Here is a 25,341-nt window from a genome sequence, read left to right on the forward strand (position 1 = left end):
CAGTACACCCCAATTTAATATTTGGGGGTGTACTGAAATTAAGCTACCTTTTTACTTTACATTAATTCTTTCTTTGCCAATCACTCAACAACTTTTCTATATGTCTCCTCAAAGTCATTACCCACAAATTTAGTTACGTGACCGCTAAACTTATCTATATAGTTACTCGCTCCTTTTTTAAGTGCTGTCATATTAATCCTAAAAATTTCGTTTTTGTCTTCATCAATACAATAAATATCAGAACCGCCATTTACATATATATCATCAAACTCATTTATTAAAATAGAAATACCATTAAGGTCTTTATACCATTTCCATACACCATTAAAATCAATTTTGTCTACACGTTCTCTATATAATACGAATGCATTTCCCTTGCTATCTACTCCAATATCTAATGCACCAGATAATAAACCGGTACTACTTGATATTTCATTTAATTCATTATCTATTTTTATTACTAGATCATCTCTGCTCCTTTTTCCAATTGCATAAATTATATTGTTTCTAGATGTACCAATATAAAAATCATAACTTCGGTTAAATTCATTTGTTTTAATTATTTCACCATTAGAATTTATTTTTTGAATATGACCATTTACATTACGGTGATAAAGTACATAAATATTATCATCATCATCAATAATCATATCTGTAGCACTTGTGTTTAATGTAGCATTTGTACTTTCAAGTTCTTTAGTCCATTCTAATATACCGTTATTATTTAATTTGCTTAATGTGTAAAACCGGATAAAACATAAATATTTTTATTAGAATCTAATAGTATTTTTTTAATATTTACTATTCCCTTATATGTCCAAACAATATTTTTTTTCAAATCCATTTTCCTAATTAAACTAATATTTTTATTTAAGGAAGGAGGAGTACAATATATATATATCTATCTTCATCTATATCAAAATTTCTTAATACATAATCAGCTATACCTACAAAGTTATAAGTAGCATTTTTTCTTGATTTTATTGGTAATACAACTTTATCTTACTATTTCTTTAAAGCCTTTATAACTTCCATCTTCCCATTGAACAACCCCTATTTCATCCTCAGCAATAGGTGATCTTACTATAATACTATCTATATTATCCTTCATAACTTGCAAACTATCGTTAGCATTTGTAGGCACTTTCTTGCTAGTAATCGCAGTCGCTAGACCTTCTTTCTTAGTCTGCAAATCTGCACTTATTTGTTATGCTATGTCTACTACTTCTTTTAGACTTGCCCCTGTTTCTAATGGCATTATATCACCCCCTATAACTTGGATTCTAAACTGTTAAGAACATCTATCGCCCTAAGTCTTTGCCCATAAACTTCTGTATTTAAAGCCTTTGTCTCAGTTGCTAACTCCTTTAATGCTCCCTCTACTGTTCCACTTACAAAGTTGTTGTCTGTATCTTCTATTGTTACTTTATTTCCTGTAAGTTCTATGTTCCCTAAGTCTGTAGCAACTTCATTTATTGCTGCAACTAAATTACTTTTATTTTTAGTTACTAATTCATTTTTATCACCAGTTATTTTTTTAAATTTACTTTCAACAACTTCAATGTCTTTTTTAGTCGCTATCATTACAGTAGGATCGAGGCTGGAGTCCCCCCGAAAACGGTACAAACTTTAATGGGGCATTATGATATCAGCATAACTATGGATATTTATACTCATGTTATGGGAGATTCTAAACTTGAAGCAGTTGAAAAAATTGATGATTTATTTAATACAAAAAATCTCTAGGTGGTCATATGGTGGTCATAAACAACAAAAATGCCAAAGTTTATTTTCTAAACCTTAGCATTTCCAAAGTGTTCAATCATCATTTTTTAAAATTGGTGGAGACGAGGGGAGTCGAACCCCTGTCCGTAAGTCTTTTCCTCGTTGCGTCTACGTGTGTAGCCAGCTTAATTAAATCTCGCCCCACATACAGATAAGCGGCAATCTATATATGAGACCAGCCCCAGTTGTTCCACTTTAAGTCGAGACACCCATAAAGTAGTTCCCTGCATAGTGACGTCCAGTCTTAGCCGGCAGGAGGGCTAAGAGGGACGAGCAGCATTAGGCTGCTAACGCGTAATTATCGTCTGCGTTTGTTTTATAAGTTCCCCAGTTTTTACGTGACCCAGAGTAACACGACACGCAGCCCCAAGTGCCAAACCCACGTCGAAACCTTTACGCCCCCGTGGTAGTTTATAGTCTTTGAGACTTCTTATTTCTTTTGCAAACAATATTTACTTTGTTGTACTTTATATAAATTATCTAATTGTTAATTAGTATTTACCTGTCATTTCTCTTTCTATACGTCTTTGTGCATCTTTTTTAGCCATTTCTTGACGTTTATCGTATAACTTTTTACCTTTTGCTAGTGCTAACTCTACTTTCACTTTACCGTTTTTTAGATATAAACTTAACGGGATTAGTGAATAACCTTTTACAGTTGTTGCACCTATTAGCTTTCTTATTTCTGATTTGTGAAGAAGCAGCTTTCTTACTCTCAAAGGATCTACATTAAATATATTCCCTTGTTCGTATGGACTTATATGAACTTGTTTTAAATACACTTCACTGTTATCTACAGACGCATATCCATCACTTAAATTTGCTTTACCTTGTCTTAAAGACTTAACTTCTGTTCCTTTAAGCTCGATTCCACATTCGTAAGTCTCGTCTATAAAGTATTCGTGTCTTGCTTTTCTGTTTGTAGCTAAAACTTTTTTACCTGCCATATAAATCACCTTCTTCACTATCTTATTAATAGTAAATATAGTTATAAACACTACATCTACGATAATCTATGATAACATAATTGATAACTATAGTCAATATGCCCGCACCTAGTAGTATTTTCATATACAGTCTTTTTAATTCAGTTTTTCTACAATTTGTAGTTAATTATATATAAATCAATACATAATTGTATACAATTTTACAAAAAAATTGTAGAATAGACATAAGAGATAAAGTTAGTTATGTAGATTTTGCAAATACTAGCTTCTTTGATTTATGAAAGTATCTGAGCTAATTAAATTTAGCTACATATTAAAATAAAACTAGCTAGTAACAGGGAGGAATTATAAACATGGATTTAAGTAAAAAAGTAAGAGTACTGGAAAGTTATTCTGATGGAAGAAGTGAATTCGAAATATTAGAATACGATAAATTAGAAGGAGCTACTGATCCTCTAATGGCTATGGCACTTCATTTCTCAAACGAGGCCGGTCTAAAAGGTAGACAAGTGAGGGTAAAGTTAAACAACTCTAGTGTTAAGACTGAGTCAGGTGCTTTATACTACTATAAAGGACAGATATCATCAGATGCTAATATTGGAGGGGTTGGGGGATTCTTCAAGAAAAGTATCTCTGGTGCTTTGACAAATGAATCAGCTATGAAACCACAATACAAAGGTACTGGAGAGGTTTATCTAGAGCCATCTTTTAAACACTATATGGTAATGGAATTAGAAAACGATGTGTTGATTGTTGATAAAGGGACTTTCTTTTGTTGCTCAGATACTATAGAGGTAAGAGCATTTGCACAAAAGAATGTATCATCTGCACTTCTTGGTGGCGAAGGTATATTCCAAATAGAATTAAAAGGAACTGGAACTGTTGTACTTGAGCTATACGTTCCTAAGAATGAGATAATAGCTTACGATATAAGACCTGGTGAAGAGTTAAAGGTTGACGGTAACTTCGCTATAGCTAGAACATCTGGTGTTAACTTTGCAGTTACTAAATCGGATAAATCTATTGTAGGATCAATGTTAAACGGAGAAGGTCTTCTAAACACTTTTACAGGAGAAGGAACTGTTTGGTTAGCACCAACACAACCAATGTATCAATCTCTATCATTTGGATCTATGCCAGGTAATAAATCAATGAACAATACAGCTACAAACGCTAAAAATATATTCGGAAGTTTTATAGACTAAAATTTAAAAATTTAATAAACAAATAATAAAACCAAGATAGTAGCTCCTTAGCTATTACCTTGGTTTTTATTTATCTTACATTAAATTTGATATTTGTTTTAGTCCGTTTTTTAGCTATCGTTAATTATTAATATTAAAAAATTATTTTTTATTTTATTTAAAATTAAATTTTAATTTTTAATTTTTATTTGATATTTGCTATTTGTTATTTGAATAAATAAAATATATTAATTCTCTATCTTATTTAATATCTTCTATTTCTACAGTTTCTACTGATTCTGCTGTCTCTAATGTCTCTTCAGTATCATCCATTTCATTTTTAACTATTGAAAAATCAATTTCTCTCAAATCGACATTAACCCTTTCAACTTTTATTTTTAGAGGATCTCCGATTTTGTAAGCTCTCTTACTATGCTCTCCTATTACGCAATAATTTTTCTCATCAAATATATAGAAATCATCGTTCATATCGGCTAGTCTTATTAGACCTTCTATAGTGTTATCCAGCTCTACGAATATTCCAAACGAAGTTACTCCTGAAATATTACCTGTAAATTCTTCACCAACTTTGTCGTACATGTACATAGCTTTGTAGAAATCATGTACGTCTCTCTCAGCCAACTCCGCTTTTCTTTCTTGCTCTGATGACTGAGTTGATGCGTATTCAACTATAGTTGTTAGTTGTGCTTGTCTCTTATCGTTTATCTTGTTGTTTAACGACTCTTTTATAATTCTGTGAATCTGTAAGTCAGGATATCTTCTAATTGGAGAAGTAAAGTGTGAATAAAACTTAGCTGCAAGACCGAAGTGACCGTGACATTCTGGAGAGTACTTCGCTTGTCTAAATGATCTAAGCATTATTGAACTAATTGCTCTTTCTTCTTTTTTACCTTTTATTTGTTCAACTACCGATTGCAATGCCTTTGGATGAACTTCTTCCAAGTCACCCTTAATATGATATCCAAATGTAGAAATGAAGTTCCCCAAATTTTCCATCTTTTCTTGTGATGGAGTTTCATGAATTCTATATACAAATGGAATATTCATCCAATAGAAGTGTTCTGCTATTGTTTCATTACTTACAAGCATAAACTCTTCTATTATTTTATTAGAAATTCTTCTTTCATAATCTTTTATATCTGCTACTTTTCCTTCACTATCTAATATTATCTTAGCTTCTGGGAAGTCGAAGTCTATTGATCCTCTTCTCTTTCTCTTTTCCATCAGAATCCTTGCAAGGTCTTCAGATATATTGAATTCTTCTACTAAATTCGAAAAAGTCTTCTTAAGCTTTTCATCATCTTTTTCTAAAATGTCCGAAACCTCAGTGTAAGTCATTCTGGCTTTTGAGTTGATTACACTCTCTAATATATCGTGTTTTACAACGTTACCTTTTTTGTCTATCTCCATCATTATAGATAGTGTAAGTTTATCTTCAAATGGATTCAAACTACATACCCCATTTGACAGAACTCTCGGCAACATAGGAATAACCTTATCTACTAGATATACTGAAGTTGCTCTTTTTAATGCTTCCTTGTCTAATTTACTTTTTTCTTTTACATAGTGAGTAACGTCCGCTATATGAACACCCAACTTATAATTACCATTAGATAAACGCTCTATAGAAACAGCATCATCCAAATCTTTTGCATCTTCCCCGTCTATTGTAAATATCTTTAAGTCTCTTAAATCAGCTCTTCCATCTAATTCTTCTTTAGGAATTTCTACTGCGACAGATTCAGCCTCAAATACAACTTTTTTAGGAAATTCTTCTGGTAGTCCATGTTCTCTAATTATTGAGTCTATTTCAACACCGCGTTCACCTTTTTGACCTAGTACCTCTATTATTTTACCTTCAGGTTTTTTATCCTCTTCAGGCCATACAGTTATCTTACAAACTACCTTGTCCTTTGCTCTTGCTCCACTAAAGAACCTCTTTGGTATATAGATATCCTTATTAAATTTTTTGTTGTCCGGAACTACAAACCCAAACGCATTACTAGGCTCAAAAATTCCTACAACAGTATCGTTCTCTCTTTTTACTACTTTTACTATTTTTCCTTCAGCTCTCTTACCTTCCTCAGCTGGAACAATTACTTCAGCAACTACTCTATCATTATGCATTGCTCCATTTACATCATTAGCAGGTATAAAAAGATCTTGTTCAAAATCTTCATCTGATTCTACAAATCCAAATCCCTTTTTATGTGAAATGAATTTACCCACGAAATTCCCCACGCTCTGTGGTGATACTATTTTACCTTTTTTAGTAATAGTTATATATCCATCTTCCTCTAATTCTTTTATAAAATTATAGAAAAGAGGCATCTCTGATGAGTGTATGTCAAATATAGTAGCTAATTCTTCTTTTTTTAGCGGTTGATATGATTCTTCATTTATTAAACCTAAAAGGTTTTTCCTTATTTCTGGCGTCATCTTGACCTCCTTGCGTTTATTTGCACTTCTACCATTATACACCAATTAAAGTACAATGGTAAATTCATATTGCAGTTACTAATTATATTAGTATGCTCAAATTTATTTATATTAATTTATAAAACTTATATTTAGCAAAAATACATTTATATTGTCTGTGTATAGATTTATAAAGAGAATATTTCCATATAATTTTTTACCCAAATAAATAAGAACGATATCAAATAATACACAAATCTAAAATTCTTACTTAAATTTACATATTATTTTCATCGTTCTTCATATATAATTAATTTAAAATTTTTGTTATACGTTTTTAATTTATATTAATCTAAATAATTTAATTTTACTTTTCCGACATCACTTCTGACTTTTATGCTATTTCTACTATCTCCATATACATTTTTGCTAACATTATTGATAACTTTACCTGCACCTGTATCAGCATCTAGCATAAACTTCTGGCTTTTATCAATATTTAAAATTACACTTCCTACATCAGTCGAAAAGTCCATATGACCGTCTATTTTTTCTATATTACAAATCACATTTCCTACGTCAGAATATACACTACCTTTGCCTGTAAGTCTCTCTATAACTACCTTGCCAACATCTGATTCAAACTTATAATCTTTGGCTTCAACTCTACTAAATTTTATGTCTCCTGTATCACTACTTACATTTAAATTTGAAGTTACAATTTTTTTATCTGAGATAATTTCTCCTACGTCACTTACTAAATCAATCGCATCTAATTCTAGATCATTTTTTATATATAAATCACCTACATCTGTTTGTACTCTCAGTTTCTCTTTATAATTTTTCGGTAAATATATCTCTACAATTTTTTTGTCGTTAAATCCAAATAAGTTGAAATTGAAAAACTTAGATGGCTCGATAAAACTAAGCTCACTACCATTTCTTGAGATATTTAGTATCTGATTATTTTTTAGCTTTTTATTCGATCTCTCTATAACTTTTATTTTACTATCATCTGTAGTTTTTAGGACTACTTCGCCAACATCAGTTTCAAAATTGATTCTATCAACACCACTTAAACCTTCTTCTCTAACAATCCTATTTTTATAAGCCCAGCTTGGATTTTCCCGATTACTAAACCAGTTGAAATTGATGCTATTACTTATTCCGTTGACTAAAACACCTGTCATAACAACAATAAGAAGTATTAATGCAACTATCCTCATCCTCGTAAACTTTCTAGACATGTTCTTTCTCCTCATTTAAATCTATAAATGCACTTATTAATTCATCTACCGCGTACCCTATTATAAATACAACCCATGTTATATGCCATGAACCAGTTAAAAAACTTAATATAAAATAAACCGATATGATTATCGACCACACTGCTGATGTAATCGTCTTTTTTACTCTGCTTTTTTGATAACTCACAGATTTTTTTTCCTTTAATTGTTCAACTATTGATTCATCTTCTCTATCGTATTTTTTTATCTTAGACATATTGTTGTATACTAACATACCTGTCGCTATCGCTACCATAGCAAATAACATAAGCACTCCTATTTCTTCAACAAAATTAAATGCCTCGCAAAGTATAACACCGACCGGACTAAGTATATATAGAACTACTGCTATTGCAGTGATTTTTGCAGTTTTTTTTCTTTCTTCGGCTTCATTATGGCTATAATCATTATAATCTACTATAAGATCCTCTACATTACCGATATTGCCTACAACTGAGTCATAAGCATCATCCTCATCTATTCCAGCATCTACTAAATCTTTATATCTATCTAAGGAATTTGATAGTATCTCCTCTTTTAATTCTCTTGTACGTCTATTTGATGGTGCTTTTTCAAACAAATTCTCTACATATATTTCTATCTCTTTTCTCATAATATCCCCCCTTATTTAATCAAGCTATCGATCAGTTTCTTTGCATCTTCCCAGTCTATCTTATTTTGTTCGTATACTACAGATCCTAACTTCGTAATCTTATAGTATCTTCTTCTTGCCCCTTGGTTTTCGTTTCCCCAGTATGATTCAATCATGCCACCTTGCTCGAGTCTTCTAAATGCTGAATACAATGTGGCTTCTTTTAGTTCATACTCATTATTTGTTTTCTCTTTTATAGATTTATTTATTTCATATCCATAGCTATCCTTCTCTATAAGTCTAGCTAGTATTATTGTTTCTGTATTTCCTCTAATTAGATCAGAAGTAATAGACAAATCATCTTACCTCCTTTACATATGCTTATTTGTAATAATAGTATAATTATATATACCTCGCCTGTCAAGGTATGTTTAAAAATAAAACACTATTATATTTTACTTATATCCAACTAAAAAAGCCCCCCTAATAGCTAATTTATTAAAACTATTAGAAGGGTATTACAATAATATATTTAGTATTTTTTATTTAAATCGTTACAACTATAACTCCTAACCCTTATAATAATAAAGATATGTCTCTTTTATTTAAAAGCATGAAATAGAACGCAACAAAAAAGCTGGGATCATATGATCCCAGCTTTTAACTCAAAAATTAAATTTAATCTTTAAATCAATTTATTTATCAAATTAATGGCCAGTTAAATTGATATTCTATTTTTCTAATATAAGTAACGCTAAAGCGTTTATAAAGAATAACACTGCTGTTATTTTGGTAATTTTTCCAAGAAATGCTTGCTTACCTTTTGGTTTGAAGTATGTTTGGTTACCGTCTCCACCAAATTGTGAAGGTATAGCACTCTTAGTATCTTGAGGCATTATACTAACGACCATTATGATCCCTAATACAATCTGTAATCCCATTAAAAAATTGTTTAAGCTCACTTTTTATCCTCCTGTTCACACGTACTTAAAATCACTACTCTCCAGTGTATCACAACGTTACATTTAATTCAAGTAAATACGTCTATAGATATACTTAAACCATATTAGGTTATTAGTATATCTATAGACTATTATTATTTATTGTTATTTATTATGATTTTTTAGTTATTTGTGAGTATATTTTTAAATTTCTACGTGTTACTTAATTGATTATCTTAAGTTATAGAATGAGTCTAAACCACAGTATCTCGCTGGCTCACCTATTATTTCTTCTATTCTTAATAACTGATTGTACTTAGCAACTCTATCAGTTCTTGATGGAGCACCAGTTTTTATTTGACCAGCGTTTGTAGCTACTGCTAGGTCTGCTATTGTAGTATCTTCAGTTTCTCCTGATCTATGAGATATAACTGCAGTATATCCTGCTCTCTTAGCCATTTCTATAGCATCTAGAGTTTCTGTAATTGTTCCTATTTGGTTAACTTTTATAAGTATTGAGTTACCTACACCTGATTTGATTCCTCTTTCTAATCTCTCAGTGTTTGTAACGAATAAATCGTCTCCAACCAATTGTATTTTGTTTCCTAGTTTTTCAGTAAGTAATTTCCATCCATCCCAATCTTCTTCGTCTAGTCCATCTTCTATTGTAACGATTGGGAAGTTTTTAGACCATCCTTCATATAATTCAACCATTTCAGCTGCAGTAAGCTCTTTGTTTTCTCCAGCTAATACATATTTTTTAGTCTCTGCATTATATAATTCAGTAGCTGCAACGTCTAATCCTAACATAACGTCTTTTCCTGGAACATATCCAGCTTTTCCTATCGCTTCTACTATTAATTCTAAAGCTTCTTGATTTGAATCAAGGTTTGGTGCGAAACCACCTTCATCACCTACACCACAAGCTAATCCTTTTTCTGCAAGTACTTTCTTAAGTGCGTGGAATACTTCAGAACCCATTCTTAATCCTTCTTTGAAGCTTTCAGCTCCAACAGGAAGTATCATAAATTCTTGTACATCCACGTTGTTATCAGCATGTTCTCCACCGTTTAATATATTCATCATTGGAACTGGTAATTGTTTAGCATTAACTCCACCTAAATATTGGAATAATGGTAGTCCAACTTCTTCTGCAGCAGCTCTTGCAACAGCCATAGAAACACCTAGTATTGCATTTGCTCCTAAGTTTCCTTTATTATCTGTACCATCTAGCTCTATCATAAGTGCATCGATCATCGGTTGATCAAATGCATCCATTCCTTCTAATTCTGGTGCTATTATCTCATTAACATTGTTTACTGCTTTTTCTACACCTTTTCCTAGGTATCTTGAGCTGTCTCCATCTCTAAGTTCTACAGCTTCAAAAGCTCCTGTAGATGCTCCTGAAGGAACTATAGCTCTTCCAGTTTCTCCACTTTCTAACACTACCTCAACTTCTACAGTTGGGTTTCCTCTTGAGTCTAATACTTCTCTAGCATATACTAAATCTATTGCTGACATTTTGTTTCTCCCTTCACTCAATAAAAATTTATTAATATCGACTTACTTTTTTTATAAGTCTTATTATATTACACAGTTTTTGTTTTGTTAATAAAACTTACTTCTCAATCAATGTATGGCCGTCCATTTCTTCAGGTTTACTAAGATCCATCATATCTAAAACTGTCGGTGCAATATCAGAAAGCCTTCCATCATTTAAAAGCTTAGCCCCCTTGTACTTTTCACCAACCAAAATAAATGGAACTTCGTTTGTTGAATGTGACGTAACCATCTTTTTAGTTTCATGATCTATCATGTATTCAGCGTTTCCATGATCCGCTGTTATTATAGCTGAACCACCTACACTTACTATTTTATCTACTAATGATCCTACACAATTGTCTACTGTCTCCACTGCTTTTACAGTAGCCTCTATACTTCCTGTGTGACCGACCATATCTGGATTTGCAAAATTTATAACTATAAAATCAAACTTATCTTCATCTACTTTTACAAGAGTCTTATTTAAAAGCTCATGAGCAGACATTTCTGGTTGTAAATCATATGTTGCAACTTTAGGTGAAGGTATTAGCATCCTCTCTTCTCCATGATTTGGTTCTTCTACGCCACCATTGAAGAAGAATGTAACATGCGCGTACTTTTCAGTCTCAGCTGCTCTAAGCTGTGTCTTCCCATTCTCTGCCAAATATTCGCCTAATGTATTTTTTAGTGATTGAGGGTTAAAAGCAACCTGTACATTCTCGATAGTTGAGTCGTATTCAGTTAGACACACAAAATTAGTATTTATATATTTTCTATCGAAATCTTCAAATTTTTTTTCTACGATAGCTCTCGTCATCTGTCTAGCTCTATCGGGTCTAAAGTTGAAGAATACAATGCTATCTCCATCTGATATCTTACCAACAGGTTCACCATTTTTTTGTATAACTGTAGGGATTATAAACTCATCGTTTTTTCCTTGATCATACGAATTCTTTACAGCTTCTTCAGCAGATGATGCTGTTTCTCCAACACCATCAACCATAGCATCATATGCCAACTTTACTCTATCCCATCTCTTATCTCTATCCATTGCGTAGTATCTACCTGATACAGTCGCAAATTGACCTAAATCTACATCTTTTAGTGTACATTCAATTTCTTTAATGTACTCAATCGCACTTTGGGGATCAGTGTCTCTGCCATCTGTAAAAGCGTGGATATACAATTTCTCTACGCCTCTTTTTTTTGCCATAAGTATTAGCGCCTCAACATGTTCTATGTGAGAATGAACGCCTCCATCAGATAGAAGTCCCATTATATGAAGTGCATGGCCTTTAGACCCATCCATGACATTTAACAGTACTTCATTTGTAAAGAAATCTCCATCCTTTATTGATTTTGTTATTCTAGTAAGATCTTGGTATACTATTCTACCAGCACCTATATTGGTATGCCCAACCTCAGAGTTACCCATTTGTAGGTATGGCAATCCAACATCAAGTCCACTAGCTTTTATAAGAGTATTTGGGTACTCCTTAGTTAATCTGCATAGATTTGGAGTCTGTGCTTTAGCTACCGCATTACCTTCAGCATTTTCACTATATCCAAAACCATCCATAATAATTAAAGCAACTGGTTTTTTCATTGTTTCACTCCTTAAAAGTTGACAAGTTCTAAATAGTCTTTTGAAGCTAAGCTTGCTCCTCCAACTAATGCTCCATCTATATCACTTTGTCCCATTATTTCTTTTACATTAGAAGGTTTAACACTTCCTCCGTATTGTATTCTTACATCTTCACATAAATCTCCATATAATCCCTTTATAACTTCCCTTATGTAAGAGATTACGTCGTTTGCTTGCTCAGCTGTGGCAGTTTTTCCTGTACCTATAGCCCAAATTGGCTCATAGGCTACTACTACTTTTGCTAAATCAGAGTCTTTTACTCCTTTCAAAGCTTCTTTTACTTGAACCTCTACTACCTTTTTAGTATTATCAGCTTCTCTTTCTTCTAATGTTTCACCTACACATACTATTGGATTTATGCCCGTATCTAATGCCTTTAAAACCTTTTTATTTACTGTTTCATCAGTCTCATTAAAATACTGTCTTCTCTCAGAATGCCCGAGTACAACGTAATCTATATCTAACTCTTTTAGCATATTTGGAGAAACCTCTCCTGTAAAAGCTCCATTTTCTTCATAGTGCATATTTTGTGCAGCTATTTTTACATCAGTACCTTTAGTAGATTCTTTTAAATCTTTCAAAAGCGTAAATGGTGCGCATATAACTGCGTCTACTTCGTCGCTAGTTTTTCCTTTGATATCTGAAACAAACTCTAATGCTTCTTTTATTGTTTTATGCATTTTCCAGTTTCCAGCAATTATAGGTTTTCTCATCTGTTCAAATCTCCTTATATAAAGTTTGTTTATTTATTTAAAAATATAATTTATATTACTTATCATCTAAAGATGCTATACCTGGGAGCTCTTTTCCTTCTAAAAATTCCAATGAAGCTCCTCCTCCGGTTGATACATGAGTCATTTTATCGCCATATCCAAGTTGGTTAACAGCCGCGGCGCTGTCTCCTCCACCAATTATAGTAGTAGCATCTTTTAAATTAGCCATCGCTTTTGCTACTTCAAGTGTTCCAGTCGCAAAGTTTGCAAACTCAAATACTCCCATAGGTCCATTCCAGACTACTGTTTTAGATTTATTTATAGTATTAACAAAGATATCCACAGATTTAGGCCCAATGTCTAGTCCCATATATCCCTCTTTTATGTTGGCATCTTCTGTAACTATAGGTTCAGCATCTTCTGAAAATTTTTCAGCCATTACTACATCTATTGGAAGCAGTAAGTTTACACCTTGTTTTTCAGCTTTTTCCATCATCTCTTTTGCGTACTCTATTTTATCTTCTTCTAATAAAGACGTTCCTATTTCATATCCTTGAGCCTTTAAGAATGTATATGCCATTCCTCCACCTATGATTAAGTTATCCACTTTATCTAATAAATTGTTAATAACTGCAAGTTTATCAGAAACTTTTGCTCCACCTAATATAGCTGTAAAAGGTCTTATTGGATTTGTAACTGCTTCTCCTAAAAATTTAAGTTCTTTTTGAATTAAGTAACCACAAACTCTCTCTTGCATAACTTCACCTGCACCAACTGTAGAGCAATGAGCTCTATGGGCAGTACCAAATGCATCATTTACATATATATCTGCAAGTGATGCCAACTCTTTTGAGTATTTTTCTTCATTTTTAGTTTCTTCTGCTCTATATCTAGTATTTTCTAATAGTACTATATCTCCATCTTTCATATTTGCTACTGCAGCTTTAGCATTATTTCCTACTACACTTTCGTCAGCGGCAAATACGACTTCTTTTCTTAACATCTCAGATAGTTTTTTAGCTACTGGTGATAATGAAAGCTCTGGTTTAGGCTCTCCTTTTGGTTTTCCTAAATGAGAACAAAGTATAACCTTTGCGCCTCTTGATACAAGGTTTTCTATTGTCGGTATAGCACCTCTTAATCTATTGTCGTCAGTAATTTTTCCGTCTTTAAGTGGTACATTAAAATCACATCTTACTAATACTTTTTTTCCGCTTACTTCTATATCCTCTATATTTTTTTTATTTAGCATTGACATAGTTAACTCTCCTTTTAAGTAAAGAAATTTATCCTACATTAATAGGCATTAATGTATACTTTTATCATATTTAATATATCATATTATTGGATATTTATGTATAGTATGTCACAATTATTTACGTAAATTTTATGTTTTTTGTGTGATTTTACAAAAAAGTCCATACCTATGGTGCTGCATAGGTGTGGACCTTTTAATTGTTAAATTTAGGTAATCGGTTTACCATATTATAGGTGACCGGTTTAGTAAGGATTCTCTTCCTTAGTAAATTTTCCCATCAATCCTAGCAATCTTATTAGCTGTGCTGTATAAGACATTTCATTGTCGTACCAAGCTACTACTTTCACAAGTTGCTCTCCATTAACTTCGATTACTTTTGTCTGTGTTGAATCAAATAATGACCCATATCTAATTCCTATTATATCTGATGAAACGATCATGTCATCTGTATATCCAAATGATTCATTCGATGCTTCTTTCATAACTTTGTTTATTTCTTCTACACTTACTTTTTTATCTAGACTACATACCAACTCAGCAATAGATCCAGTAGGTACTGGAACTCTTTGAGCAGCTCCATCTAATTTACCTTCTAAATCAGGAATAACTATTCCGATAGCTTTTGCAGCGCCTGTACTGTTTGGTACTATGTTATTAGCTGCAGATCTAGCTCTCCTAAAATCTCCTTTTGGATGAGGTGAATCTAAAGTGTTTTGATCATTCGTGTAAGCGTGAATTGTAGTCATAAGGCCTCTTTGTATTTTATAATTGTCATTTAACACTTTCGCCATAGGAGCCAGACAATTTGTTGTGCATGATGCCCCAGATAATATCGTTTCAGATCCGTCTAATATATCGTGATTTGTATTGTATACAATTGTCTTCATTTCACCAGCACCTGGTGCTGAAATAATTACCCTCTTAGCTCCTGCCTTAAGGTGCTCTTCGGCTTTCTCTTTAGACGAGAATAAACCCGTACACTCTAACACTACTTCAGTTCCTAACTCTAACCAAGGTATATCTGCAGGATTTCTTTCAGATGTGATTTTCACTTCCTTGCCGTCTACTACTAAGCTATTTTCATTTACTTCTATTTTGTTGTCTAGCCTACCTTGCGTTGTATCGTATTTAAGTAAATACGCCAACATCTCTACATCTGTTAGATCGTTAATTCCGACAACTTCAAATTTTTCAGGCTGCTCCATCATCAATCTAAATGCCAGTCTTCCAATTCTTCCAAAACCATTAATGCCAACTCTTATCATAAGTTTACCTCCTGTTAGTATGTTATATTTTAATATAATCAATGATTATATTTATAATGTCATATCGAAATATTTAATAGTATTAAATACTGTCAGGCTTTAGGATATTTCGTCTTTTACCTAGTAAATCAATATTATTTTAAAAATTATATTTACTAATACATATTTAGTATTGTCTATAAAAAAATTAATATGAAAATTTATAATTGTATAAAAACGTTTATCATTTCACAATTAACAATTTATTTAAACTTAGTTAAAATTATCTATACACTTTTAAATACTTATATATTTTTAAATTATTTATAATAATTTATACTAACTATTTTTTAATGTGTAAACTAAATTTTAAATAGATTTATTTTTATACTTAATTATCATTTTTTTTACAATATTAGACAAACATCCTTTTTACTATCTTATCATAAAAATTGGCTTATTTTTAAAGTTTTTTTAATGCAATTTAATTGTTTATTTCTGATTATTTCAATGTTCTTCGATGATTTTTATCTCTATTTTTTCAATCTGTTTTGAGTTCTTTTAGGGTCCATTTTGATAGCATAATCTATCTTTTTTGTTCTTAAATGTTTATTTATGTTCATTTAGATTTTTTAAAATTTTTTTCTTCTACTTGAAGACAGTATTCCCAACTCTTCACGGTATTTAGCCACAGTTCTTCTCGCTATATTAATACCTTTTTCTTTTAACATTTTTGAAATATGATCATCACTTAGAGGTTTATTTTTATTTTCACTCTCTATCATTTCTTCAATAATTTTTTTTATACTAATACTGGAAGCCTTTTCATCACTTTCTGTATCTATTGCACTGCTAAAGAAATATCTAAACTCATAAAGTCCAAACGGAGTAAGCATATACTTTCCATTTACTCCCCTACTTATAGTTGATTCGTGAAATCCAAGCCTTTCTGCTATTTCCTTCATCTTTAATGGTTTGATATATTTTGTTCCCTTTTCTAAAAATTCCCTTTGAGCCTTTAGTGTTTCTTCAGCAATTCTTAAAATTGTAGATTTTCTATTTTCTATATTTTTTATAAGATCAGTAGCCGAATTAAGTCTCTCTTTTATAAAACATTTAGCATTCTCATCAGAATTTGAATTGCTCAAAATTTCTTTGTAATAATTATTTATCCTTATTTTATATGAGTCTTTTTCGTTAGTATGAACTACAAACTCTCCATCAATCTTTTCTACAACAACATCCGGCTGAATGTATACGCTTTTTTCGGAAGATTTTGCCCTTCCTGGCTTCGGATCAAGCGATTTAATAATATCAATCAACTCAACACATTTTTGCATAGAGATGTTGTATTTTTTGCTTATTTGTTTATACTTGTTGTTCGCGAGTAAAACTAAATCATTTTTTACTATTTCAGTAAGTATCGGGTTGAATATATTCAAATTATCCATTTGAATTAAAAGACATTCCGATAAATCTCTTGCACCAACTCCAACTGGATCTAATTGCTGCACAGTTTTGAGGCATTCTTCAAACTCTTCTTCGGAAATTCTTAGTGCATTTATAATATCAATATCTTTTACTCTTAGATATCCATCTTCATCAAGACTGTCTATTATATATTCACAAATTTCTTTTTGTTTTTCAGCAATATTATATAGACTTATTTGAAACTTTAGATCCTCGTATAGATTTGAAGAATATCTAATTAGATTTTCTAAATCCACATCATTGTCTGGATTATAGCTAGACTCTGCTTTATATGTAGATCTAGAGTACTCCATATCTTTTACATATTGCTCCCAGTTTATCTCGCTTTTAGTCTCTAATTCAATTAAAGGGTTATTCTCTGATTCTTTTTTTATTTCTTCATCTAGTTCTAATTTGCTCATGTTTAAAATAGTAAGCGATTGTTTAATCTGAGTTGTCAAAATTAACTTCTGTGACTGGCTCAATTCTAATCTATTATTAAGGCCCAACTTCGTCACCCCACTTTTAATTATATTATAAATAAAAAACCCTTCTTTATAATTACATTCTAACATTATAGACATGTATTATGCAAAAGGGTTTTTCTTTATAAACAATTTTTTAGTAAGTTACTTATTTTTTCTTTCTATATGCTGTATCTTCAAGTGGCAATTTAGTTCTAAATTGCTTATCAAATACGTAGTAAGCATTTTGAACAGCAGGTGCTGCTGGTATTGAACATATCTCTCCAACACCTTTCGCTCCGTATGCTAAAGGTGCATCGTTCTTCTCTACTATAATTGGTTCTATTTCAGGAATATCAATTGATTTAAATAATCCTATAGTACCAAATTTACCAGTAGGAACAGAATCTACTAATGGATAGTCTTCTGTCAAACCGTATCCAAGTGACATAACTACTCCACCTTCAATTTGACCTTCAAGACTTATTGGGTTTACAGCTTTTCCAACATCATGGGCAGCTACTACTTTTTCTAATTTACCTTCTTCATCAAGCATAACTACTTGAGTAGCGTATCCGTATGCCACGTGGCTTATAGGGTATTCTTTGTCAGATCCCATTTTATCTGTAACTGCTACGTATTCTCCGTAGAATTCTTCACCTTCTAAATCTGTAATTGTTTTGCCTGAGTCTAAAGCTTCCTTTAATTTAAGAGCTGCTACTTTTGTAGCTTCTCCTGTAAATACCGTTTGTCTAGAAGCTGTAGTATTACCTGAGTCTGGTGTTGTATGAGTGTCAGGGAAATCATGTACTATAAGCTCTGGTGAAAGTCCTGCAGTTTCGCAAGCCATTTGTACCATTACTGTACCTAGTCCTTGACCTATACATGATGCACTTGTTCTTATATGAACTTTACCATCTATGATAACGAGATTACATCTTCCTGCATCTGGAACCCCAACACCAAGTCCTGCATTCTTCATAGCACAGGCAATACCTGCTCTTGGATGAGCTTCGTATTGATCTTTAACTGCTTCAAGAGTTTCAACAAGTCCAGTACTTGGATCTGCTATTTGACCATTTGGTAATACTTGGCCTGGTCTTATAGCATTTCTATATCTAAATTCCCAAGGAGATATTCCTACCATCTCAGCTAGTAAGTTTATGTTACACTCAGTTGCGAAACAACTTTGGGCAACACCAAATCCTCTGAAGGCTCCTCCTGGAGGGTTATTTGTATAAACTGCTCTTCCAGTTATATCTATATCTTGGTAATTATATGGTCCAGCTGCATGTGTACAAAGTCTTTGTAAAACCGGTCCACCTAGAGATGCATATGCACCTGTATCTGATATTATATCAGCTTTCATAGCGGTTAAATTTCCGTTTTCATCACAAGCAGTTGTGAATTCCATTTCAGTTGCATGTCTCTTAGGATGAATTATTATACTTTCTTTTCTAGTAAGTTGAACTTTAACAAATTTCTTAGTAACATAAGCAAGTAATGCGGCGTGGTGTTGAACACTCATATCTTCTTTTCCACCGAAGCCTCCACCTACCATTCTATTTATAACTCTAACTTTTTCATGAGGAAGACCCAACATATCTGCACACTCATGTTGTGTAGCATATACACCTTGGTCTGTTGAATAAATTACTACTCCATCTTCTTCATATGGTCCAGCTATAGAACACTCTGGCTCTAAGAACGCATGCTCAGTCGGTGGTGTAGAGTATCTCTTAGTTACAACATATTTAGAATTCTTTATTTTTTCTTCAGCATTTCCTCTTACAAGATGCTCTTTTACAAGTAAGTTACCAGTTTCATGTATAAGTGGAGCTCCATCTGCTAATGCCATCTCTGGAGTGCTAATTGGCGTTAACTCTTCGAACTCTATTTCAACTAAGTTTTTAGCTTCTTCTAATGCTTCTCTAGTTTCTGCAGCTACAAGAACTATTGCATCGCCTAGATATCTTGTTGTATCACCTTCTGGAATTAAAGTATCCCAATCTTTCTTTAAGTGACCAACTTTAACTGTTCCTGGTATATCTTTTGAAGTAAGAACTGCAACTACTCCAGGATGAGCTTTTGCTTTTTCTATGTTTATTTTTTTAACTATTGCTCTTGGATATTTTGTTCTAACTGCAGAACCGTAGATCATACCGTCTATCCTCATATCATCTACATATTCAGCCACACCAAGTGTTTTAGCTACTGCATCTACTCTTTGAAGGTTATCTCCAACTAGACCTTTACAAGCTACTTTAGGAACTTCAGTACCTTCTCTAAAGATTTTTGCAACTAATTGTATAGCTTTAATTATTTTTACATAACCAGTACATCTACATATATTTCCTCTTAATGCTTTCTTTATATCATCATCAGTTGGGTCAGGATTGACATCTAGTAAAGCTTTTGCACTAATTACCATACCAGGTATACAGAAACCACATTGAACTGCTCCTTGGCTAGAGAATGCGTAAGCGTATACATCTCTTTCTCTTTCAGTCATACCTTCTATTGTAACTATACTTTTTCCTGCTAATTTATCTGTTTTGAAAACACATGCTTTTGTAGCCTTGCCGTCAATTATAACCATACAAGTACCACAGGCACCTTCAGAACATCCATTTTTAACAGAAGTAATATTTTTATCTTCTCTCAAGTAGTCTAGAAGCTTTTTTCCTTCTTCTGCTACGACTTTCTCTCCGTTAAGTATAAATTCTACCATCTACTTGGCCCCCCTTGCTTGTCGCCTTTTTACATACTGTCCAGTCGGCGATTTGCTAATAACTTTACCATCTTTTACGACTTCTGTACCTCTTAGGTACACTCTGCTAATTGCACAATCTACCTCAAAATCTTCATATGGAGTATAATCTACATTTTGAACTTGATTTTCCGCTTTTATTACATCTTTGATATTTGGATTTATAACTGTTATATCAGCATCGCTTCCGATTTCAATAGCCCCTTTTTGAGGATACATTCCAAATACCTTGGCTGGTTTAGTTGATACAACGTCAACCAGTTGATTTATTGTTATTTTGTCTCTACAAACCCCATAAGTGTATAGAAGTTTTATTCTGTGTTCTACTCCTGGTCCTCCATTAGGTATTTTACTGAAATCATCCTTACCTAAATCTTTTTGCCCTTTAAAGTTGAAAGAACAATGATCCGTTCCAATAGTATCTATATCACCATCAGAAATAGCCTTCCAAAGAATATCATTATTAGACTTCTCTCTAAGTGGTGGAGACATAACATATTTTGCTCCTTCAAAGCCATCAGTAAAATACTGTTCTTCATCAAGAAGTAAATATTGAGGGCATGTTTCTACAACCACATCCACACCTCTAGCTTCTGCTTTTTTAACTTCTTCTAAAGATTCTTTACAACTTAGATGAACAACGTAAACTTTTGATTTTGCAACTTCAGCTATCTTCATCAATCTTGATGTAGCTTCTGCTTCTAATATGGCTGGTCTAGTAAGTGGATGATACTTAAGAGACAAATGTCCGCTTTCTTTAGCCTCTTTTATAAGCTCATCAATTACCTCTCCGTTCTCACAGTGAAAACCTATAATACCACCTATTTCTTCAGATTTCTTTAAGGCTTCATATATAACATCATCTTTAACTTTAAGATTTTTATATGCCATATACATTTTGAATGATGATACACCCTCATTTATCATTACATCCATTTCATCTCTAACAGAATTATTCCAATCAGTTATAGCCATATGGAACCCATAATCTGAATACGACTTATTGTCAGCTTTCATATGCCATACTTTAAGCCCATCTGTCAACGATTCACCTTTTGATTGTGTAGCAAAGTCTAAAACCGTAGTGGTACCACCTGCTATAGCCGCTTTAGTTCCAGTAGCAAAACTATCAGCTGTCATTGTGGCGCCGTTGTCTAAATCAAAGTGTGTATGAGTATCTATCCCACCAGGAATAATATAACTTCCAACAACATCAACTATCTCATCTCCACTTACTTCTATATCAGATCCTATCGCTACGATCTTTTCACCATCAATCCTTACATCTGAACTGTAAGTTTTTTCATTTGTTACTATTTTTCCACCTCTGAGTACAATTCCCATGCTTATTCCACCTTAATTCTTATAGCAAATCAGTGTTTCTAATTTTTAATTTTAATTTATAGATATTATTATTATAAATGCATCTTTTGCGCATCCAATTGCACAAAAGATGCATTCAAATTTTAATTATTTTTATCAAAACATTTCCATTTTTTAATTTTTAATTTTAATTTAATAATTAATTTTAATCATCTTACTCTTATATAAGTTATTTATTTTTTGTACCTATTCATAAACGTTTTCAACGATTTGTAATTTACTATCCCAATTTGCTACCACACTAAGCAAAGTTAGCAGCAATCTATGATAGCAAGTTGTCATTGATAGCTTATAACACCCATCAGGCGATGCTACCATCCTAAAACGATGTCATTTTAGCAGGCAGCATGCATGACAAATGACGATACTATCATTTAGCGACCTGCAGTCAAATATATTTACTGCGCTTGTTCTTGAGTTGCTTTTTTCTTACTTCCTATTTCATTGAAGAATATATTAAGTAGTACAGCAGCTAAACTTCCTGTAGTTATTCCACTGTGGAAAATAGTTTGAACCCATGCTGGGAAGTTATTATAGAAGTCAGCATTTACTATTGGTATAACAGATAAACCAACACTTACTGCGACTATAACTCCATTCATAGTTCCATTAAACTGTACTTTGCTTAGAGTTCTTACTCCTCCAACCATTACCATACCAAACATAGCGAAGGCTACCCCTCCAAGAACAGGCTTCGGTATAGCTGCAACAATGGCTGCAATCTTTGGCACAAATCCGAATAGTAGAAGCATTGCACCTGCGTACACTGCTACATATCTAGATTTAATTCCAGTAAGACCAACAATACCAGTATTTTGACCAAAAGGTGTTATCGGGAAAGAGTTAAATATACCTGATAAAGCTGTAGATATACCATCCCCAAATAACGCTCTTTTAATGTTTTTACCTGTTACTTCTTTATCCACCATTTCATGGATAGCTATCATATTTCCAACTGACTCAGTCATCAGTACTAACATGATTAAGCATAACGACAATATAGCTGAAACATCAAATTGCGGTAAACCAAATTTAAATGGAGTGTTTATAGTAAACCATCCTGCATCAGCAACACTGCTGAAGTCAGCCATTCCAACTGCCATTGCAAGTACTGTACCTAGTACTATACCTACGATTATAGCAGCACTGTTCCAAGTACCTTTTAGTAGTTTAAAAGATAGTAGAGTTATTGCAAGTACTGCCATAGAAAGTGCAAAAGTCTTTGGATCAACTGCTTCTATCTTATTGTTAGTGATCCATTTGATACCAACTGGAAATAAAGATATACCTATAACCATTACTACAGTTCCTGTAACAACACTAGGGAAAAATCTTATTAGTTTTTCAAACACTGGAGCTAATACTATACAGAAAATACCTGCTACTATTACTGCTCCAAAGACATTTTGAATTGCAAGGTTCGGATCATTATATGACGTAGCTATAGCTGTCATACCCGCAACCGCTGCAAAACTTGTTCCCTCGATTACTGGTATTCTAGCACCTATAATATTTCCTATACCAACACTTTGTATGAGAGTTCCTATACCTGCCATGAATAGACAGGCATTAATTAAAAATACAATACTAGTTTGATCTAGTCCTGCAGCACTTCCTATCATCATGGGAACTGCCACCGCTCCTGCACACATTGCTAATACGTGCTGTAGTGAAAATACCCATGCACTTTTGAATGACATTTTTTCATCTACTGGAGCTATTTTAGGGCTGTTATTTTGAGACATAATTGGTCTCCCTTCCTTTTATTCTATTAAATTTTGTCTTATATATATCTTACACTAGGTAAGGATGACAATCTTTTAGTGAAGCTGCAAAGTCAGCTATTACTTTTGGAGCATCTGCTAAAGCACATTCTTTAGTTTCTCCTTCAAAACGGTACATAACTTTGTCACCATCTAATAGTAAGAATCCTTGATTTGTACTATCTTCAAAATCACCTTTATTTGAGAATAGTGTTATACGATCTTTGTACGGAGTACACTTATCTGGACAGAATAGGTAACAGTTACCACACTCGTTACAGTAATCATCTATGTGTAGTAATCTCTTTTCTCCATTAACCATAGTTACTATGTTAGCTCTATTTGGACATACATTAGCACAGCTACCGCATACAACTTTACAAGCTACACCTACTTTTTTGTTTTCATCGAAAGATATAAATCCTTTTTCACGAACTGTAGGTGATTTTGAGTATTTTTCATCAGCTATAGATTCTTTAGCTAGTTTTTCAACTAATTCTACATCTACTACTTGATTCTTTGGATAATCGCATCCTGCAACTAAATCTGCTAATTGCTTAACTTTATTGTATCCAGTTGGTTTAAGTAGAGTAGTAGCTACTGTTATAGGCCAAATACCTGTGTTGAATATCTTTTCGATATTTCCTGTATCTGCTCCACCTGAATATGACATGGCAAGTTTACCGTCAAAAGCTTTTGCAAGTTTTGCAGCAACGTTTATACTTAATGGATATAAACTCTTACCTGACATATACATTTCTTCACCTGGTAATTCATTTTTCTCTATGTGAACAGGGAATGTATTTGTAAGTTTTACTCCAAATGCTAAATCAACTTTAACCGCTTCGCCTTGAAGACGTTTTATCATTTCTACAGCATCGTCAAATTTTAAATCAGCATCGAATTGTTTTTGATCAAATTTAATATAATCATATCCCATATCATCCATTATTTGTCTTACGAAATCATATCCTAATAATGTTGGGTTACACTTTAAGTAAGTGTTTATTTTCTTTTCGTTTAATAAATATGAAACTATTTTCTCTATCTCATCTTGTGGACATCCGTGCATTGTAGATAAAGTTATTGAGTTACATATTTTAGGAGATATAGACTTAACAAAAGCCTCATCTACATTCTTAAATCTATCAAGGTTATCAAGCGCCCATTTTTCGCACTCTTTCCACATATCGTTGCTTGAAGCGTCTTTTAATCCTTCTATAAAGGCATCTATTTTTTTAGTTTGTATTCCTTCTAGGTTATAACCTACACTCATGTTGAATATGAATCCATCTGGATCACCAAATCCAAACTCTTTTGCAACTAACTTACATGCATACCATCCTTTAATATACTCTTCTAAAGCTTGTGGTATATATAATTCTGTAGACCACTCTACGTTGTAACATTCGTCATCAGCACGTATACATGGCTTAGCTATTGGTAAATCTTCTCCATCTAAAGTTTGAACTGTCTTTAATTCTAAGAAACGACTTCCCCCAACGTATGAAGCTACTAAGTTTTGCGCTAATTGTGTATGAGGCCCAGCTGCTGGTCCTAGTGGATTTTCTAACTTATGGTTAAAAACATTTAGCTCTTTATCATTTTCATGAGTGTATAGTTTAGATACACCGTAAATAGTATTGTATTTTTCCTTCTCAACCAATACTCTATCCATTATATCAGCAAATGGAATTTGTCTCATTATATCGCTCATTACTTTACCCCCTATAAGTTTTTGGTTATATTATTTGAATTGACAGCACATTGCCAGTCAAATGCTTAATAAAGATTTTCGACTTTATTTAATAGATTTAAGAACATCATCTGAATAATATTAATTTAACAATTTCAAATATTTTTTATCTATTAATTATTCAACTCGGCTCCTTATATCCTAACAGCAATAATTGTT

The 25,341-nt window shown here is 32.7% G+C and carries 20 protein-coding genes and 1 other RNA gene; 1 reads left to right on the plus strand and 20 read right to left on the minus strand.

The window, feature by feature from the left end:
• Window positions 1-80: 80 nt before the first annotated feature.
• The 5 genes from KQI18_RS04490 to smpB all read right to left on the minus strand — a co-directional run bounded on the left by KQI18_RS04490 (window position 81) and on the right by smpB (window position 2,732).
• Entirely contained in the window at window positions 81-650 is a 570-nt protein-coding gene (locus KQI18_RS04490) for a hypothetical protein (protein ID WP_216466485.1), read from the minus strand.
• A 347-nt stretch (window positions 651-997) separates the two neighbouring features.
• Window positions 998-1,192 (minus strand): hypothetical protein, encoded by a 195-nt coding sequence (locus KQI18_RS04495; RefSeq protein WP_216466486.1) that lies wholly within the window; start codon window positions 1,190-1,192, stop codon window positions 998-1,000.
• Window positions 1,193-1,269: 77 nt separating this feature from the next.
• Complete coding sequence (locus KQI18_RS04500; protein WP_236887642.1) at window positions 1,270-1,584, minus strand: hypothetical protein; 315 nt, start codon at window positions 1,582-1,584, stop codon at window positions 1,270-1,272.
• 255 nt (window positions 1,585-1,839) lie between these two features.
• Window positions 1,840-2,188, minus strand: a transfer-messenger RNA (tmRNA) gene (gene ssrA, locus KQI18_RS04510).
• 88 nt (window positions 2,189-2,276) lie between these two features.
• The gene (smpB, locus tag KQI18_RS04515) at window positions 2,277-2,732 is read right to left on the minus strand and encodes an SsrA-binding protein SmpB (protein WP_216466487.1); all 456 of its coding nucleotides are present in this window, start codon (window positions 2,730-2,732) and stop codon (window positions 2,277-2,279) included.
• Window positions 2,733-3,085: 353 nt separating this feature from the next.
• Between smpB and KQI18_RS04520 the strand changes: the two genes are divergently transcribed.
• Entirely contained in the window at window positions 3,086-3,937 is an 852-nt protein-coding gene (locus KQI18_RS04520; RefSeq protein WP_216466488.1) for an AIM24 family protein, read from the plus strand.
• A gap of 240 nt (window positions 3,938-4,177) precedes the next feature.
• On the opposite strand, the gene rnr is transcribed toward KQI18_RS04520, so the two are convergent.
• The 15 genes from rnr to KQI18_RS04595 all read right to left on the minus strand — a co-directional run bounded on the left by rnr (window position 4,178) and on the right by KQI18_RS04595 (window position 25,143).
• Window positions 4,178-6,376, minus strand: coding sequence for a ribonuclease R (gene rnr, locus KQI18_RS04525; RefSeq protein ID WP_216466489.1), 2,199 nt, complete (start codon window positions 6,374-6,376; stop codon window positions 4,178-4,180).
• Between the two features lie 326 nt (window positions 6,377-6,702).
• Window positions 6,703-7,602 (minus strand): DUF4097 family beta strand repeat-containing protein, encoded by a 900-nt coding sequence (locus KQI18_RS04530; protein ID WP_216466490.1) that lies wholly within the window; start codon window positions 7,600-7,602, stop codon window positions 6,703-6,705.
• Window positions 7,595-8,254, minus strand: coding sequence for a permease prefix domain 1-containing protein (locus KQI18_RS04535; RefSeq protein ID WP_216466491.1), 660 nt, complete (start codon window positions 8,252-8,254; stop codon window positions 7,595-7,597). The genes KQI18_RS04530 and KQI18_RS04535 overlap by 8 nt, the downstream gene beginning before the upstream one ends.
• An 11-nt stretch (window positions 8,255-8,265) precedes the next feature.
• A complete protein-coding gene (locus tag KQI18_RS04540) occupies window positions 8,266-8,589 on the minus strand; it encodes a PadR family transcriptional regulator (protein ID WP_216466492.1) in 324 nt (107 codons plus the stop codon).
• A 375-nt stretch (window positions 8,590-8,964) separates the two neighbouring features.
• On the minus strand, window positions 8,965-9,174 hold the full coding sequence (secG, locus tag KQI18_RS04545) for a preprotein translocase subunit SecG (protein WP_216466645.1): 210 nt from the start codon (window positions 9,172-9,174) through the stop codon (window positions 8,965-8,967).
• Between the two features lie 231 nt (window positions 9,175-9,405).
• Window positions 9,406-10,695 carry a phosphopyruvate hydratase gene (gene eno, locus KQI18_RS04550; protein ID WP_216466493.1) on the minus strand — a complete coding sequence of 430 codons (1,290 nt, stop codon included), beginning with the start codon at window positions 10,693-10,695 and terminating at the stop codon, window positions 9,406-9,408.
• A gap of 97 nt (window positions 10,696-10,792) precedes the next feature.
• Entirely contained in the window at window positions 10,793-12,322 is a 1,530-nt protein-coding gene (gpmI, locus tag KQI18_RS04555; RefSeq protein WP_216466494.1) for a 2,3-bisphosphoglycerate-independent phosphoglycerate mutase, read from the minus strand.
• Between the two features lie 11 nt (window positions 12,323-12,333).
• Entirely contained in the window at window positions 12,334-13,074 is a 741-nt protein-coding gene (gene tpiA / locus KQI18_RS04560) for a triose-phosphate isomerase (RefSeq protein WP_216466495.1), read from the minus strand.
• A 55-nt stretch (window positions 13,075-13,129) separates the two neighbouring features.
• Window positions 13,130-14,332, minus strand: coding sequence for a phosphoglycerate kinase (locus KQI18_RS04565; RefSeq protein ID WP_216466496.1), 1,203 nt, complete (start codon window positions 14,330-14,332; stop codon window positions 13,130-13,132).
• A 242-nt stretch (window positions 14,333-14,574) separates the two neighbouring features.
• The gene (gene gap / locus KQI18_RS04570) at window positions 14,575-15,597 is read right to left on the minus strand and encodes a type I glyceraldehyde-3-phosphate dehydrogenase (protein WP_216466497.1); all 1,023 of its coding nucleotides are present in this window, start codon (window positions 15,595-15,597) and stop codon (window positions 14,575-14,577) included.
• Between the two features lie 611 nt (window positions 15,598-16,208).
• Window positions 16,209-17,564 (minus strand): RNA polymerase factor sigma-54, encoded by a 1,356-nt coding sequence (gene rpoN / locus KQI18_RS04575; protein WP_257432116.1) that lies wholly within the window; start codon window positions 17,562-17,564, stop codon window positions 16,209-16,211.
• Between the two features lie 115 nt (window positions 17,565-17,679).
• Window positions 17,680-20,241: a selenium-dependent xanthine dehydrogenase gene (gene xdh, locus KQI18_RS04580; protein WP_216466499.1), complete on the minus strand. Its 2,562-nt coding sequence runs from the start codon at window positions 20,239-20,241 to the stop codon at window positions 17,680-17,682.
• A complete protein-coding gene (hydA, locus tag KQI18_RS04585; protein WP_216466500.1) occupies window positions 20,242-21,624 on the minus strand; it encodes a dihydropyrimidinase in 1,383 nt (460 codons plus the stop codon).
• A 437-nt stretch (window positions 21,625-22,061) separates the two neighbouring features.
• Window positions 22,062-23,408, minus strand: coding sequence for a nucleobase:cation symporter-2 family protein (locus KQI18_RS04590; RefSeq protein WP_216466501.1), 1,347 nt, complete (start codon window positions 23,406-23,408; stop codon window positions 22,062-22,064).
• A gap of 49 nt (window positions 23,409-23,457) precedes the next feature.
• Window positions 23,458-25,143, minus strand: coding sequence for a selenate reductase (locus KQI18_RS04595; RefSeq protein WP_216466502.1), 1,686 nt, complete (start codon window positions 25,141-25,143; stop codon window positions 23,458-23,460).
• Window positions 25,144-25,341 lie beyond the last annotated feature (198 nt).

The sequence above is a fragment of the Metaclostridioides mangenotii genome (genome assembly GCF_018917235.1).
Lineage (GTDB): Bacteria > Bacillota > Clostridia > Peptostreptococcales > Peptostreptococcaceae > Metaclostridioides.

Coding starts and splice junctions, on each gene's coding strand:
- gap (WP_216466497.1), bottom strand. CDS start 15,597: ATGATAAGAGTTGGCATTAATGGTTTTGGAAGAATTGGAAGACTGGCA.
- KQI18_RS04530 (WP_216466490.1), bottom strand. CDS start 7,602: ATGTCTAGAAAGTTTACGAGGATGAGGATAGTTGCATTAATACTTCTT.
- secG (WP_216466645.1), bottom strand. CDS start 9,174: ATGGGATTACAGATTGTATTAGGGATCATAATGGTCGTTAGTATAATG.
- KQI18_RS04490 (WP_216466485.1), bottom strand. CDS start 650: ATGATTATTGATGATGATGATAATATTTATGTACTTTATCACCGTAAT.
- KQI18_RS04595 (WP_216466502.1), bottom strand. CDS start 25,143: ATGAGCGATATAATGAGACAAATTCCATTTGCTGATATAATGGATAGA.
- KQI18_RS04500 (WP_236887642.1), bottom strand. CDS start 1,584: ATGATAGCGACTAAAAAAGACATTGAAGTTGTTGAAAGTAAATTTAAA.
- KQI18_RS04520 (WP_216466488.1), top strand. CDS start 3,086: ATGGATTTAAGTAAAAAAGTAAGAGTACTGGAAAGTTATTCTGATGGA.
- xdh (WP_216466499.1), bottom strand. CDS start 20,241: ATGGTAGAATTTATACTTAACGGAGAGAAAGTCGTAGCAGAAGAAGGA.
- gpmI (WP_216466494.1), bottom strand. CDS start 12,322: ATGAAAAAACCAGTTGCTTTAATTATTATGGATGGTTTTGGATATAGT.
- smpB (WP_216466487.1), bottom strand. CDS start 2,732: ATGGCAGGTAAAAAAGTTTTAGCTACAAACAGAAAAGCAAGACACGAA.
- KQI18_RS04535 (WP_216466491.1), bottom strand. CDS start 8,254: ATGAGAAAAGAGATAGAAATATATGTAGAGAATTTGTTTGAAAAAGCA.
- KQI18_RS04590 (WP_216466501.1), bottom strand. CDS start 23,408: ATGTCTCAAAATAACAGCCCTAAAATAGCTCCAGTAGATGAAAAAATG.
- tpiA (WP_216466495.1), bottom strand. CDS start 13,074: ATGAGAAAACCTATAATTGCTGGAAACTGGAAAATGCATAAAACAATA.
- rnr (WP_216466489.1), bottom strand. CDS start 6,376: ATGACGCCAGAAATAAGGAAAAACCTTTTAGGTTTAATAAATGAAGAA.
- eno (WP_216466493.1), bottom strand. CDS start 10,695: ATGTCAGCAATAGATTTAGTATATGCTAGAGAAGTATTAGACTCAAGA.
- hydA (WP_216466500.1), bottom strand. CDS start 21,624: ATGGGAATTGTACTCAGAGGTGGAAAAATAGTAACAAATGAAAAAACT.
- KQI18_RS04565 (WP_216466496.1), bottom strand. CDS start 14,332: ATGTCAATGCTAAATAAAAAAAATATAGAGGATATAGAAGTAAGCGGA.